Genomic DNA, 14,941 nt, shown 5'->3' with positions numbered 1-14,941 from the left:
GGAGCCACGACCGGTGTCACAGATGGGGATGACGTAAATACGGAATCAGTTCCACGGAACCTCTCCCTTTCGCTAGTATTCGAATGCATGTTCGAATTGTTGGCCGTACTTCCCGGCGGTCGGGCCCTGTCGGTGGTGTGCCCGTGAACACGGCCGGGCGCAAGGTAACGCAGGCGAGAGCAACAGGAGTCGGTCGATGCTGGGGGGAACTGTCGTGGGGCGGTACTACGGGGCGCACGTCACGGTCGTCGAGGCGGAAGGTCGGCCGACCCGGTTCACCTGGGAGGGGCGGGTGTACGGGATACGCAGGATCATCGACCACTGGGTGACCCTGCGCAGGGACTGGACGCCCGGTGCGGACTCCCAGGTCCCCGAGCGCAGACACTGGCGGGTGGAGGCCGGATCGGCCTACTCGCAGGGCGTGTACGAACTCCGCCAGGACACCACGACCGGTGAGTGGCTGCTCTCCCGCGTCTGGGGATGATCCGGCCCGGGGCGCGGCCGGGCCCGGGCGCCGGTCCGCTGTGTGAGCCGCGGCGCCCGAGCAGGATACGAGTCGGGGCACGGGCCACGGGCTCGGGGTGAGGGCTGCCCACGGGTCCGCGGGCAGCTCGACACGGCTGGCGAGGCCGGTGCGTTTCGTGGAGCGTGGGGTTTTGCTCCTCAGGACCTCAGGGCCTCAGGCGAGGTCGGTCGGGATGAGCCCGTACACCGCCAGGTCGGAACGGCCCTCGTGCAGCGGCATGGCGTTGCGCTCGGTGCCCTCGGGGGCGAATCCGGCGGCCTCGGCCACCTTGCGCGAACCCGTGTTGCCCACGGCGGCCTTGAGCTCCACCCGCTGGAACCCCTGGTTCACGGCCCAGCGGGAGACCGCCACGACCGCCTCGGTGGCGTACCCCCTGCCGCGGCCCCAGGGCGAGACCCAGTAGCCGATCTCCGTGACCAGGGCGGGCCACTGCGTGCGCAGCAGCGCCACCGACCCGGTGAACCGGCCGGTCTCCTTGTCCACCATGGCCCAGTGCTGGCCGTCGCCGCCCGTGCGGATCGCCGGGGCGGCCTTCAGGCAGAACTCCTCGGCCGTCGTGCGGGTGTAGGTCTCCCCGGGGGCGGGCAGCGGAATCCACCGCTGGAGTTCGGGGTCCACACACGAGGCGAGGACATCGTCGATGTCGCTCTCCAGGAGGGCTCGAAGTCGCAGGCGCTCGGTCTCCAGGATGACCGCGGGCATGATCGGAGCGCTCTGGACTGTGGCCATGTGGATGTTCCCTCTATGCGTTCGAACGACCATTTGGTGCCGGGTACCACTCAAGTTTCGCACCCGACAGCTCGGGCGGAAACTCACGTTATGTGCCCCGCGGAGTGGGAGGAAACAGGTTTTCGGCCACACGGGCCGGTGGCGGGGAGCCGGCACGCCCCGCCACCGTGGGGGTTCAGAGCAGGCCGCTGACCACCCGCCGGCGGATGGCCGTGTCGAAGACCTCGGCGAAGGCGTTGCCCGGGCACTCCGTGTCGAGCCAGTCCCGGTGCCGGGCCACCGCCTCCTGCCCGGTCACCACCCCGGTGTCCGGGTTCACGTACTCGATCCGCGCGGCCGGGTCCACCCCGGTCAGCGCGCACAGCACCCGAAGAACGTCCACGAGCGAGTCCTGAGCGGCCCGGGTGGGGAGTTCGTCGGTGAAGTCACCGAGCAGGCACACGCCGATGTTGGCGTGGTTGAACCCGAACGCGTGCCCGGCTGTCACGGACTCGGCCAGGCCGGGCAGGGGCAGCGTGCGGAAGATCGGGAGCCCGCCGCCCGAGTGGCGGCCCTCGTAGACCACACCCCGGGGGTCCACAAGCAGGTGGTAGCCGATGTCGCCCCACGCCTGCTCGGCGGCGTGGAGGTGGTACACGGCCCGCACGTCCGCGGCGTGGTCGCCGTTGGTGGCCATCGCCGTGTGGTGCACGGTCAGCGCCTGCACCCGGTGGAACTGGGCGGGCCACAGGTCATTTCCGTCCTCGTCGAAGCGCAGCGACTCGTCGGCGCCCCACCCCGACCGGGTGCGCAGCCCAAGCACGGAACCGCCGGAGAGGGTGGTGGCCCCCTCGTCCTCGGCGGACAGCGACACCCGCTCCTGGCCGCTGAAGCTCAGATCCTCTCCGTCGCGCACGTTCACGGCGGTCAGGTCGGCGCCGTTCGCCCCGCGCACCTCGTATCCGGTCGCGCCTTCGGGCGCCCGGGCGAGGGCGGTGGCCGACGGTGGCAGGTGCTCGGGGCCGCCGGTGTGGAAGTGCAGGTCCTGCCAGTCGCCGAGGGTCCCCTCCGCTGTCTCGAAGCGCACGGCGGCGCCCTCGGCGACCTCCTCGGGCCGCTGGGCGGCGGAGATGAGGTCGAACCGCAGTTCCGGTCGGACGAGCGTGCCGGTGGCGGTCGCCCGCTCACCGAGGACGCGGGGCGCGGTGCGGGCCCCGGAGGCCCGGCCTCCGGAGGTCCGGGCGGAGGCGGTCGCGGAGGACAGCAGGGCGGGGGCGAGCGCGCTCAGGCCGACCGCGGCGGTGGCAGTGGTCAGAAAGGTACGCCGTCGCATGGAAGATCCGTTCCGTTCTGGGGTGGGTCCCGGTCTGGGGTGCGGGCGTGTTCGGCGGACACCTGACCTGCCGCACACCGCTTCGGCGGCACTCGCGCCGTCTCCTGCGGTCTCGGCAAGGGGCACGGGCGCACCGTTCACGGGCGGGCGGCACGCACCGGACACGCCCTGAGCCGGGGCAGGGGTGCGGCCGGGGCGCGGGCACCGGGACAGGGTGGCACACGGATGTGACGCAAGGCACTCTCCGCGCGGTCTTCGGAGTGCCGTAGTGTGCCTTCGCCCCCGTCCGAAAACCCGCTGGCCACAGCAGATATTCGGGCCATATCAGTCACTCCGGATGAAGCAGGCGCGATGGTCGTCGGAGTCGCTGGCGTCCCGCACGGACCTGCCGGGCCTGCTAGCCGTCCGCGGCCTCACCAAGACCTGGTCGCCGCCCGGGCCGCGCGCCGGTTACCTGCTCTCACCGCCGGACCTGGCCGCCCGGTCGGCCCCGGCACAGCCGCTGTGGTCGGTCTCCACCGGCCCCGGCCGCCACCGATGCCCGCTGCGGACCCGGGGCCCTCGCCGCGGCCCGGGTAAAAGAACCGACGGGCCACCGCGAGGCGCTCGCGGCGGCGCTGAGCGGGTTCGGGATGGCTGTCGTCCCGACGACGAAAGCATCGTTTCTGCTGGTCAAAGCGGATAACGCGGAGTTTCTCGGGGTTCGTTTGCGTGAGCATGGCATCGCGTTCCGTAGGGATGGCACCCTTCCGGGGCCGGGGCCCGAGTGCTTTCGGGTTGCTGTCCGTGACTTCAGTACACAGCGCGTGCTCACGCGGACTCTGGCACAGTTGGTGATGACTTGAGGACCCCGGCATTCGGATCGGGGGGAGCCGCGCCGGGTCGGGGGGACCCGTGCGAGCGGCGTGACCGCCGCGGACTACGCTGGTCCGAATTCGTATCGAACCAGGTGGAACCGGGCAGCTCACAGACCTCTTCTCTTCTTCGGGGAGCGATCATGACCAACGATGACCGCGAGGACACCTATCGCGGCGAGCAGGAGGGCTCGAGGTGGCGGGGCAACGGTCCCGCGCCCGGCGCGGGGCCGCTCCTGGGCGGCCTCCTGGACGGACTGCCGGAGAGCGGCAAGGGCACCCAGGCGCGCGAGCCCAGACCCGCGGCTCCGCCGCACAACCCCTTTCGACGTTCGTTCCCGGAACCGGAGATGCCGCCCGCCCAGCCGGAGCCGCATCCCGCGCCCGAGAACGCCGCCGATCCCGCACCGGCACCCACACCGCAGCCCGCACCCGGGCCGGCCGCCGGGTACCAGGTGCCGGGACGGTCCGAACCGGACCAGCCCGAACCGGAGCGCTCCCGCCCGGCATCGCACACCAGGCCGCCCGCCCCCCTGGCACCCCCGATGAGCGAACCCCGGTTCAACGTCATCCCCTTCCGCTCGGGTACCCGCAACCCCGGGCCCGCACAGACGCCACAGGTGCCACTGGCACCTCAGGCGCCGCAGGAACAGCGTGACCCCCATCCTCCAGAGGCCGAGCGGCCCCAGCCGCCCGAGCCTGCCATGAACCCCGGCCATGCGGACGAGAACCCCGCGGCCGCCGAACCGAAGCAGAGCGACACCGTGCACGCACACGAAGCAGCGGCGCCCCTCGAGGCACCGCAGCACACCGGTCCGCACCAACGGACCGAACCAGAGGAACCGCAGGGGAAGGCCCCGGCCCTGGTCCCGGCCATCCAGGCCGCCCGGCAGGCCCTGAACGAGCAGACTCAGGACGCCCGTACCAAGGGCGCCGAGGCTCAGAGCGCCAAGGCCCAGAGCCCCGACTCCCGGGACTCGGAGACCCGAGGTGCCGAGGCCGAGCAGACAGCCCAGGACACCCCGGCCGCTCCGGCCGCCGGCCGGCCCGGCGCCGACGACGTCTGGAACGGGACCGACCACGCCTTCGACGACGCCGAGCGCGCCGCCGTCTATCGCGCCATCCGCGAACGCCGTGACGTCCGCGCGGGCTTCCGCCCCGAGCCGGTCCCCGCCGACGTGCTCACCCGCGTGCTGGAAGCCGCCCACCAGGCGCCCAGCGTCGGGCACACCCAGCCGTGGGATTTCCTCGTCATCGACGACCCCGAACTCCGCTCGCGGGTGCGCGACCTCGCTCAGAACGAGCGCGACACCCAGGCCCACACCCGGCCCGCCACCCGCGCGCACGCCTTCTCCGGGCTCAAGGTCGAGGCGGTCCTGGAGAGCCCGCTCAACGTCGTCGTCACCGTCGATCCCAGTCGCGGACCGCACAGCCCCGGACGGCACTCCAAGCCCGCCTCGTACTCGGCCGCGCTCGCGGTGGAGAACCTGTGGCTGGCCGCCCGCGCCGAGGGTCTCGGTGTCGGCTGGGTCGCCTTCGCCGACGAGCGCGAGGTCGCCCGCATCCTGGACCTGCCCTCTCACCTCGAGGTCGTCGCCTACCTGTGCGTCGGCTACGTCGAGGAGTTCCCCACCGAACCCGAACTCAGCCTCGGTGGCTGGGCCAAGGGACGTCCCCTGTCCTGGGCGGTGCACCGCGACCGTTACGGTCGCCGCGGTCTGCCCGGCCAGGAGCCGACCACCCTGCTGGAGGAGACCATCACCGCCATCGGAGCGCTCAACGCCCGAGCCGTGGAGGAAGCCAGGGACCGGCAGGACCGGATGACCAAGCCACAGGGGTCCCTCGGGATCCTCGAGGAGGTCTCGGTGCAGCTGGCCGGACTGGCGGGGGAGTGCCCGCCACCGGTGCCCGAGCCCGCCGCGGTGGCGGTGTTCGCCGGTGACCACGGGGTGTACGCCCAGGGGGTGACCGCCTGGCCGCAGGAGGTCACCGCGCAGATGGTGCAGAACTTCCTCGACGGCGGGGCCGTGGTCAACGCCTTCGCCGAGCAGGTGGGCGCAGAGGTCACCGTGATCGACGTCGGTGTGGTCGGCGACCTGCCGAAGGGATCGGGCCTGCTGCCGCGCAAGGTCGCGCGCGGCACCGCCGACTTCACCCAGGGCCCGGCGATGAGCCGGGACCAGGCGCTCCAGGCGCTGGAGGGCGGTATCGAGATCGCCCGGGACCTGGTGTCGGCGGGCAACCGCTGTCTGATCACCGGCGACATGGGGATCGGGAACACCACCCCGGCGGCCGCCCTGGTGTGCGCGTTCACCGGCGCGGACCCCTCGGTCGCCACCGGTCGCGGGACCGGGATCGACGACGTCACCTACGAGCGCAAGGTGGAGGTGGTCCGCCAGGCGCTGAAGGCCAACCCGGTGGACCCCGAGGACCCGATCGGGACCCTCGCCGCGCTCGGCGGGCTGGAGCACGCGGCGCTGGCCGGTTTCATCCTCGGCGGTGCGGCCCTGCGGGTGCCGGTGCTGCTGGACGGCGTGATCGCCGGTTCGGCCGCGCTCGCGGCGGCCGCGATCTCCCCGGAGTCGCTCAGTGCCTGCTTCGCCGGACACCGTTCGGCCGAGCCCGGCCACGCCGTGGCCTTGGAACACCTCGGGCTGACCCCGCTGGTGGACCTGGAGATGCGTCTGGGCGAGGGTTCGGGTGCGCTGCTGGCGCTGCCGCTGCTGCAGGGGTCGGCCAGGGCGCTGCGCAACGTGGCCACCTTCGACACCGCGGGTGTGTCCACCGCGCAGTAACCCAAGCGCGCGAACGACGACGGACCCCGACGCCCACCCGGCGCCGGGGTCCGTCCCGTTCGCCCCGAGACCGGGTTTCGCGGCCGTCCGATCTCGACCCGGCCCGGCACCGCCGTTCCCCTGCGCGGCAGCCCCTGCGCCATCCGCCCTGCACTGTCCGCCCCGTCGTTCGCTGCGGCTCGCCCGTTCCGCGCTGCCCCCTCGTGCTTCGTTTTCCCCCGTACCGCTCGGCCTCCCCGCCTCGGATGCGGTGCGCGTCACCCTCTCCAGTGCTCGCCCCTTTACCTCCGTGTAATACCGCTTTGACAAGGTGCTTTGGAGTAATCGCCGAATATCGCCGGCGGCACGCCAGGCCCCGGGCCCTGTGTGCGCACCCCGCCGTCGAAGCCGGGGGCCGGTGCGGACGACCGAAGGGGTGCGATCCGTGACTTATCTCCTGGGCTTGCGCATGAAGGACCGAGACGTCCTCGTCGTCGGCGGCGGAAGGGTGGCCCAACGCCGGGTCCCCGTCCTACTGGAGGCCGGTGCCCGCGTCACCCTCGTCTCCCCGGAGGCCTCCGCCGCTCTGGAGGACCTCGCCGACGCCGGCCACCTCACCTGGCTGCGCCGCCCCTGGGAGGCCGGTGACGTCAGCGGTCCCGATGCCCCCGCCTTCTGGCTCGTGCACGCCGCGACGGACTCTCCCGAGGTCAACGCAGAGATCGCCGAGGAGTCGGAGGGATCCCGGGTCTGGTGCGTGCGCGCCGACGACCGGCACGCCTCCTCCGCCTGGACCCCGGCCAGCGGTTCGGCCAACGGCATCACCGTGGGTGTGATCGCCTCGGGCGACCCCCGGCGCTCCGCCGGCCTGCGCGACGCCGTCATCGACGGCCTGGCCGACGGCACCCTGGACGCCCGACGCGGCCGCGAACGCCTGCGCGGTGTCGCCCTCGTCGGCGGCGGCCCCGGTGACCCGGGCCTGATCACCGTCCGCGGCCAGCAGCTGCTCTCCCAGGCCGACGTCGTGGTGGTGGACCGCCTCGCCCCGACCTCGCTCCTGGACCGCCTGCCCGCGGACGTGGAGATCGTGGACGCCTCCAAGATCCCCTACGGCCGCTCCATGACACAGGACGACATCAATTCCGTCCTCGTCGAGCGCGCCCGGGAAGGCAAGTTCGTGGTCCGGCTCAAGGGCGGTGACTCCTTCCTCTTCGGTCGCGGCGGTGAGGAGGCCGCGGCCTGCTCCGCCGCGGGCGTCCCCGTGATCGCCGTCCCCGGAGTGACCAGCGCACTGGCCGCCCCGGCCAGTGCCGGGATCCCCGCCACCCACCGCGGTGTGGCCCAGGACGTGCACATCGTCTCCGCGCACGTGGCCCCCGGCGACAGTCGCTCCACCGTGGACTGGGCCGGGCTGGCCCGCGCGGGCGGCACCGTGGTCGTCCTCATGGGCGTGCAGCGGATCGAGGCCATCACCGAGGCCCTCATCGAGAACGGCCGCGCCCCGGACACTCCCGTCGCGGTCGTCCAGGAGGCCACACTGCCAGGACAGCGGACGGTGACGGGTACGCTGGCGGACATCGCTGTCTCGGCCCGATCGGCGCAAGTGCGGCCCCCCGCCGTGGTGATCATCGGAGAAGTGGTCAAAACAGCGCGGGATCTTGACATACTGCACACGGGAGCCCAGTTCGAGATCGATCAACTGGCAACCGGGCGCGATCTTCAGTGAGACCTCCGGCGGCGCTGCCCGCCAGCCGCGCCGCCGGGGGAATCCCAGTACCGATGAGGAGGGCATACCGATCATGACCCGGCCGTCGGCCGCACCGAACGCCTCGGGCGAAGGTGCCTCGGACCGGTTCGGAACCGGACCGGGCGCCGCCTCCGCCCAGCCCGCCGCACCGGGCCCCGAATCCGTGCACCTGGCCGGTGTGCCCGACGAACGCCGGGGGCCCACGGTCCCCGTGCCCGCCGGACCCGCCAAACACCGCGCCCCGGCCAACGAGGACGACCGCTTCGAACAGGTACTGGAGTCGCTGCGCAAGCAGATCCGGGACCTGGAGTTCGCACCGGGGATCGCCGGAGCCGAGGAGGGCGAGGTCCTCCAGTCGGACGTCCTGGCCCAGCTCTCCGACTACGTCCTGCCCCGGGTGCGCCGCCCCGACATCCCCCTGCTCATCGCCGTGGCCGGTTCCACCGGCGCCGGCAAGTCCACCCTGGTCAACAGCCTGGTCGGCGAGCAGGTCACCACCACCGGCGTGCGTCGGCCCACCACCAACAGTCCGGTGCTGGCCTGCAACCCCGCCGACGTCGACTGGTTCAGCGAAGCCTCCTTCATCCCCTCCCTGCCCCGGGTGCGCCAGCAGGGGCTGGCCATGCCCGGCAAGGACGGCATGCTGGTGCTCGCCGCCACCGAGGCCATGCCCCCCGGCGTGGCCCTGCTCGACACCCCCGACGTCGACTCCGCCGTCGCCGCCCACCACGAGTTCGCCGCCAAGTTCCTGGACGCCGCCGACCTGTGGGTGTTCGTCACCACCAGCGGCCGGTACGCGGACGCGCGCGTGTGGGAGTTCCTCCAGGTGGCCCGGGACCGCGACACCTCCCTGGCGGTGGTGCTCTCCCGAGTGCCCCGCAAGGGCCGCCGCCAGCTCCTGGACCACTTCGGCGCGATGCTCGAGGCCAACGGCCTGGGCAACGCCGCCCGCTTCGCGATCCCCGAGACCGACCAGATCGAGGGCGAACGCTTCACCTCCAACGTCGCCGACCACATCCGGGACTACCTCGCGGACGTGGCCGGTGAGGCCGAACAGCGTGACCGGGTCTCCCGGCGCACCTTCATCGGGGTCATCGACAGCTTCCGCAGCCGCGTCCCCGAACTCGCCCGGCAGGTCGAGGCGCAGATCGAGACCGGCCGCGCCCTGGGCGCCGACATCGATGACGCCTACGCTGGCGCGGCCGCCCGGATCGACACCGCCCTGGGCGACGGCACCCTGCTGCGCGGCTCCCTCCTCGCCCGGTGGCAGGAGGTCGCGGCCAGCGGCGAACTCGCCAAGAGCCTGCGCCTGCGCGGTAAGCGGGCCCGCAAGGGCCGCGCCGAACAGGCCGAGCGCGGCCAGCGGGTCAGCGCTCTGGAACGGGCCGTCCGCGACGCCCTGGAGGCCCTGGTGGTCTCCGCCAACGAGCGCGCCTCGGACCAGATCGAGCAGCGCTGGCGGGACGTCCCCGGTGGCGCCGACCTGGCGGAGAAGGCCCTCGACCAGCCCGGCAGCGGGCTGCTCGCCAAGCAGGTCCGCCAGGAGATCTCCGAGTGGCAGCGGGAGATCGCGGAGATGACCGCGGCCAACGGCGCCACCAAACGATCGGTGGCCCGCTTCGTCACCTTCGACCACGAGATCGTCGCCCTGGTCATGATCATCGACCTGCTCGGCTACGAACGATCCCATTCCGGAGGCGGCACCCACGCGGCCGACACCTCCGGGCCGTCCCCGCAGCGCCTGCTCAAGGGGCTGTTCGGCGCCCAGTCGTTGCGAAGCATCGGCGGGTCCGCGCGGGAGAACCTGCGCAAGCGGGTGCTCGGGCTGCTCACCCACGAGCGAGCGCCCTTCGACCACGCCCTGTCGACGGCGGGCATCCCGTCCGAGGACAGCGCCGTCCAGCTCTACCAGGCCACGTACAACCTTGAGATTGCAAGATGACAACTCAGTGGAACCCCGCCCACACGGGGGGCAACGGTCCGGGTCCGAGCCGCGACGAAAGCGAGGAGCGCGAGAGCGGACCCGCCGCGGACGGTGCCGCCTCGGAGAGGCCCGGACCCCGGGGACCTGACCCGCGGGGAACCGGTGCGCACGATTCCGGTGCGCACGATTCCGCGGCGAACAGCCCCTGGAACGACGAGCGCTCCGCTCCGGATTCGGAGCCCTCCACCCCGACCAGGGAACCCGCCTCCCACCAGAGCGGTCCCTGGCGCGGCTACACGATGCCGGTGCCCGAACACCCCGAGCACGCCGAGGAGCGTGAACGGGCCGCCTCCGAGGCGGCCGCCTTCGAGCCGCCCGCCTACGACGGAATCACCGGTTACCCGGACCCGTCCGGAGCGGGCACGGCACAGAGCACCTCCCGGGAGGACTCTCAGAGCGACGCCAGCGCCCCAGAGCTATCGGAGGCTCACCAGGAGTCGCCGGAAGCGGCCAGGGCCCGTCAGCGTCGCTTCGGGCGCCATGCACGCCCCTCCGCCGCCGCAGCGGACAAGGGCGGCGCCGAAAGCGTGGACGGTGACGGGGACCGGCGCCGCCGCAGCGAGGCCGACCACGACGACCCCGACGGTTTGGCGGGCTGGGTCGGCAGTCTCACCGAGGCCGCCGACGACACCCGCATCGCCGGGCGCAACACCGGTGCCTTCCCGGTGGTCACCCCGGACACCGAACGCCTGGACGGCCAGGACGGGCGTCCGGCCCGGCGTACCACCAACCGGACCGACGACCGCACCCCCGGTGCCGACCTGCTCGACGACGGGCCGGACGGCCCTGCCGTCGATCCCGCGGCCGAAGCCGCCGCGGAGCGCGGCGCCGAGCACGCTTCGGAGCGCGGCGGGCAGGGGGAGCGCCCCCGCCGCCACACCTCCCGCCCCGCCCCCGGCGTCGCCCAGCAGACCACCGCCACCTGGGTTCCCGGCCCCGAGGACGACGAGCGGGCCGAGGGCACCGACGCGGAGGAAGCCCGGAGCGGTACGGCGGAGACCGCGCGTACCGGAGCCCCCGCGGCCGCCGGGGCCACCGGCGACAGCGCCCGGGCCGCCGAGCCGGGTACGGCGGCCCCGGAACAGGGTGAGGCCGCTGACGACGACCCCGAACCCCTGCCCCGCCGCGTCCCCGGACCCTCCGCCGTCTCGGGCGCCTTCCGGGCGATCGGGGCCGACACCACCGCACCGCGGACCGGCCCCGACACTTCCGGTTCCGGCACCCCTGGCCCCGACACCGGGCCACAGGCCGTGGGTGGCCAGGCACAGGACGACTCCGGCTCGGCAACGGACGAAGAGGAGTACCGCCCCACCAGCCACGACCACTGGCAGCCCACCAGCACCACCAGCCGCGCCGAGCTCATCGAGCGGCTGGACGCCCTGAGCACCCTCGTCGAACTCGGCCAGGAGGACCTGCCCGAGGAGGTCCTGGGCCGGGCCGGACAGCTGCTGGACCACGCCGGGGCGCGCCTGCGCCTGTCCGGCGAACACACGGTCGTGGCACTGGCCGGAGGCACGGGAAGCGGGAAGTCCTCCCTGTTCAACGCCTTGTGCGGGCTCGAACTCTCCCAGACCGGCGTCACCCGCCCCACCACGTCCAAGGCGCACGCCTGCGTGTGGGGGCACGAGGGCGCCGACGCGCTCCTGAGCTGGCTGGGCGTGCCCACGCGCTACCGGCACTCGCGCACCAGCGTCCTGGACACGGGCAACTCCGAGCTGACCGGCCTGGTCCTGCTCGACCTGCCCGACCACGACTCGGTCCGCAGCATGCACACCGCGGAGGCCGACCGGCTCATCGGTTCGGTGGACCTGCTCGTGTGGGTGCTCGACCCGCAGAAGTACGCCGACGCCGCCGTGCACCACCGCTACCTGGCCAAGATGGCCGGGCATGGTGCGGTCACCGTCGCCGTCCTCAACCAGGTGGACAAGGTCGCGCCGGACGAGCTGGAGGAGCTCCTCACCGACCTGCGCCGCCTCCTGGAAACGGAGTCGGGTGTGCACCCGCGGGTGATCACCACGTCCACCGTGACCGGTCAGGGTATCCGCGAGGTGCGCGAGTTCCTGAGCGAGACGGTCATCGAGCGCCGGGCCCTGGTCGACCGCCTGGTCGCCGACCTGGACCAGGTCATCGAACCCTTCGAGGAGTTCTACGGCGAAGGGGAGATCCCCGAGACGGTGCCCGCCCAGGTCCGGTCCCGGATCCAGGAGGGTTTGGCCAAGGCTGCCGGTGTCACCGCTGTGGCCGACGTGGTGGAGACCAACGACGTTCGCCGCGGCAAGCGCCGGGTCGGCTGGCCGGTGGCCCGTCAGGTCGCCAAGCTCCGCAAGGACCCGCTCGCCGCGGTCCAGCTTGACTTCCTGCGCCGGGACGAACCCGGTGTGGGCGGTCCGGTCGACGCGCACGAGGCCGAACTGGAGACGGTTCTGGGTGAGGCCGCCGACCAGGTGTCCGCGCAGATGCCCGGCCCGTGGCGCCGCCGGATGCGCACGGCCGCCCGCAGCGGGGTGGCGGAACTGCCCACCGAACTCGGTGAGGCGGTCGCGGGCGCGGTCGGCGATCCGGGCCGCAGCCCCTCGTGGTGGAAGACGGCCCGCGCGGTGCAGTACGCGCTGCTCGCCGTGGCCGGTGCGGGGTTCGCCTGGGCCCTGCTGTCCCTGCTGAGCTGGCTCGGCGGCGGCATCACCGGCCTGCGGATGTTCGACGACCCGGTCTTCATCGCCTACTCGGGCGCCCTGCTCCTGGCCAGTCTCCTGGTGGGCTGGCTGACCGGGGTGGGCTGTGGGAATCTCGTGGAGGTGGCCGCCGTCCAGCGCCGTGAGGACGTGGAGCGCGCCGCACAGGGACGGGTCCGGGAGATCGCCGGGGTCCGGGTCGTGACCCAGATGGAGAACGAACTCGCGCGCTATCGGGCCTTCCGGGCCGCCTACGAGGTGGCCCGGGTCAAGGGCTGAGCCCTCAGGAACTGAGCCGTCAGGGCTTGAACCGCGCGCCGTGGTGAGGGGCCGGTGGAGGTCCGGGCCGCGAAGCGGGCTCGGGATCGATACGGTCCCGGCGCGCACAACAGAACACAGCGACCACAACACGAGAGGTCGGCCGAGGGTGAACCTCGACCGACCCGAAGTGATCGGGGGCGGGCAGCCTGAGGGGTGCCCGCCCCCGGTTGTGTCAGGGAGGGGGACTTAGAGCCAGTTCCAGATCTTCTTCGCCATTTGATGCTCCTACGGGTTCGAGTGCTGAGTGCTGAGTACTGACGGGGATCGGGCGGTCGGTGCGTCGGACAAGACGGTGCCCGACGGACCGGTCCAGATTTCCGGCCGGAACCGCCGATGCCCTATGGCAGGATGCCCCAATTTGTCACGCTAACCAAGCCCCCTGGAACAGAGGGTGAGGACTAAGGTAGCCTCAGCCTGCAAGGTACATACAATCGGCAATTAAGTTATTACCCAAAGTAATGTAAAGTAGTGCCGGCGTGATTGCCCGGCGCCTACCAGGAAGGATGTCTAACCCCCCTGGTCACCGACTGGCACCGCGAGGGAACGCGGGGCGAATCCGGTTCGTCGAAAGGAGAACCGTGGGAGGCGGTGAGTACATCAGAGTAGCCAAGGGTTCGAGGGTAGAAGGTGAAACCGGGAGGGAGGACGAAGCGGTGAGCATCTCGGAGAAGCCGGTGGCGGCCGATGAGAGTTCCCCGGGGGAGCGCCGTACCTGGCTGATCTTCCAGCAGCCCCCCGGGCTGGTGGCCTTTGTGTTTCTGATGGTCTTCGTCGCGCTGTTCCTGTTCGGGGTGGCCGCGGCGCAGACGACCCTCAGGCTCATCGACGTCGCCCTGCTGCTCGCTCTCGTGGTCTCCGCCCTGATATGCATAGCTGCGGTCAGCCGTATCGACATGCCCGCCGGGGTCAGCCGGGACCTCCTGGGAGCCTGGTGGTTCCCCGCGATGCTCCTTCTGCCGCCGGTGTACTTACTCCTCATCCCGATCCCCATCTACCTGATGCTCCGGCACCGCCGCAGTCACACGGTGCCGCACCGGCGGGTGTTCAACGCCTCAGTCGTGGGCGTTTCGGGGTTCATCGCCTCAGTGGCCTGGCACGGGAGTCAGGTCGGATTCCCAGCCGGGATCAGCGGCTCCCCGAACTCCCATGAGGCCCTGCTCAGCCTCAGCGGCGCGGCACTGGCCCTGGCCTGCTGCGCCGGGTTCACCGCCCTGAACAGCCTGTTGGTGTTCTTCGGCAGCAAGCTCGGCGGTGTCGCCGGCGGTATCCGCGACCTGTGGGACAGGGAGGGGATCCTGGTCGACTCCGCCGAATTATGTGTCGGGGTCACCGTCGCCATCCTCGCCCAGCTCTCACTGTTCCTGCTGGTGATCGCGGTTCCACCGGTGCTACTGCTGCAGCGCAGCCTGGTCTACCAGCAGCTGAGGGCCGCGGCCCGGACTGACCCGAAGACCGGCCTGCTCAACGCACCCACCTGGGAGAGGGAAGCGGCTGCCGAGATCGTTCGTGCCCACTCCACGCGTGGCCGCGCGGCGGTGCTCATCGTCGACATCGACCACTTCAAGCGGGTCAACGACAACTACGGGCACCTCTTCGGCGACCAGGTCCTGCTCGGGGTCGCCACGACCATTTCCCAGCAGCTGCGCCAGTCGGACCTGCTCGGCCGCTTCGGCGGCGAGGAGTTCGTGGTCATGCTGCCGGGGGCCGACACCACCGAGGCCTGGCAGGCCGCCGAACGCCTGCGCTGCCAGGTCGGCCGGATGGAGATCGCGGTGGACGACGTCCTGGTGTCCATCACCATCTCGATCGGGGTGGCCGTGGCCGGTGACCACGGTGACGACCTCGTCGAGCTGCTGACCGCCGCCGACCTCGCGCTCTACCGGGCGAAGGAGACCGGCCGCGACCGCGTGTGCCTGCCGGCCGGGCGCCCCGAGGTGTCCGGGAAGATCCCCGGCCCCCGGGAGGGAGAGATCTCCGATTCCACGAGCAACCCGGGTGACCCTTCCTGAACTCTGAGAACGC

General features: G+C 72.0%; 8 protein-coding genes. 6 read left to right on the top strand and 2 right to left on the bottom strand.

The annotated features are described in order from the left end of the window. Nucleotides 1-196: 196 nt before the first annotated feature. Complete coding sequence (locus NE857_RS25775) at nt 197-484, top strand: DUF6504 family protein (protein WP_017583528.1); 288 nt, start codon at nt 197-199, stop codon at nt 482-484. A 195-nt stretch (nt 485-679) separates the two neighbouring features. Here NE857_RS25775 and NE857_RS25770 read toward each other — a convergent pair whose 3' ends face one another. Further along, complete coding sequence (locus NE857_RS25770; RefSeq protein ID WP_254418037.1) at nt 680-1,255, bottom strand: GNAT family N-acetyltransferase; 576 nt, start codon at nt 1,253-1,255, stop codon at nt 680-682. 175 nt (nt 1,256-1,430) lie between these two features. After that, nucleotides 1,431-2,567 carry a peptidoglycan recognition protein family protein gene (locus NE857_RS25765; protein ID WP_254418036.1) on the bottom strand — a complete coding sequence of 379 codons (1,137 nt, stop codon included), beginning with the start codon at nt 2,565-2,567 and terminating at the stop codon, nt 1,431-1,433. Nucleotides 2,568-3,564: 997 nt separating this feature from the next. Here NE857_RS25765 and cobT point away from each other — a divergent pair. The 5 genes from cobT to NE857_RS25740 all read left to right on the top strand — a co-directional run bounded on the left by cobT (nt 3,565) and on the right by NE857_RS25740 (nt 14,928). After that, complete coding sequence (cobT, locus tag NE857_RS25760) at nt 3,565-6,216, top strand: nicotinate-nucleotide--dimethylbenzimidazole phosphoribosyltransferase (protein ID WP_254418035.1); 2,652 nt, start codon at nt 3,565-3,567, stop codon at nt 6,214-6,216. A 424-nt stretch (nt 6,217-6,640) separates the two neighbouring features. Further along, nucleotides 6,641-7,921: a uroporphyrinogen-III C-methyltransferase gene (gene cobA, locus NE857_RS25755; RefSeq protein ID WP_254418034.1), complete on the top strand. Its 1,281-nt coding sequence runs from the start codon at nt 6,641-6,643 to the stop codon at nt 7,919-7,921. Between the two features lie 73 nt (nt 7,922-7,994). Beyond that, nucleotides 7,995-9,884 carry a dynamin family protein gene (locus NE857_RS25750; RefSeq protein ID WP_254418033.1) on the top strand — a complete coding sequence of 630 codons (1,890 nt, stop codon included), beginning with the start codon at nt 7,995-7,997 and terminating at the stop codon, nt 9,882-9,884. Further along, nucleotides 9,881-12,877: a GTPase gene (locus tag NE857_RS25745; protein ID WP_254418032.1), complete on the top strand. Its 2,997-nt coding sequence runs from the start codon at nt 9,881-9,883 to the stop codon at nt 12,875-12,877. Before NE857_RS25750 ends, NE857_RS25745 begins: the two co-directional genes overlap by 4 nt. Nucleotides 12,878-13,572: 695 nt before the next feature. After that, the gene (locus NE857_RS25740) at nt 13,573-14,928 is read left to right on the top strand and encodes a GGDEF domain-containing protein (RefSeq protein ID WP_254418031.1); all 1,356 of its coding nucleotides are present in this window, start codon (nt 13,573-13,575) and stop codon (nt 14,926-14,928) included. Nucleotides 14,929-14,941 lie beyond the last annotated feature (13 nt).

Source organism: Nocardiopsis exhalans (genome assembly GCF_024134545.1).
Taxonomy (GTDB): Bacteria; Actinomycetota; Actinomycetes; order Streptosporangiales; family Streptosporangiaceae; genus Nocardiopsis; species Nocardiopsis exhalans.
The sequence above is the reverse complement of the archived record's forward strand: the minus strand, read 5'-3'. Positions and strand labels throughout refer to the sequence as shown.

Bases quoted from the DNA above. Each gene is read 5' to 3' on its own strand.
- NE857_RS25775 (WP_017583528.1), top strand. From the start codon at position 197: ATGCTGGGGGGAACTGTCGTGGGGCGGTACTACGGGGCGCACGTCACG.
- NE857_RS25770 (WP_254418037.1), bottom strand. From the start codon at position 1,255: ATGGCCACAGTCCAGAGCGCTCCGATCATGCCCGCGGTCATCCTGGAG.
- NE857_RS25765 (WP_254418036.1), bottom strand. From the start codon at position 2,567: ATGCGACGGCGTACCTTTCTGACCACTGCCACCGCCGCGGTCGGCCTG.
- cobT (WP_254418035.1), top strand. From the start codon at position 3,565: ATGACCAACGATGACCGCGAGGACACCTATCGCGGCGAGCAGGAGGGC.
- NE857_RS25750 (WP_254418033.1), top strand. From the start codon at position 7,995: ATGACCCGGCCGTCGGCCGCACCGAACGCCTCGGGCGAAGGTGCCTCG.
- NE857_RS25745 (WP_254418032.1), top strand. From the start codon at position 9,881: ATGACAACTCAGTGGAACCCCGCCCACACGGGGGGCAACGGTCCGGGT.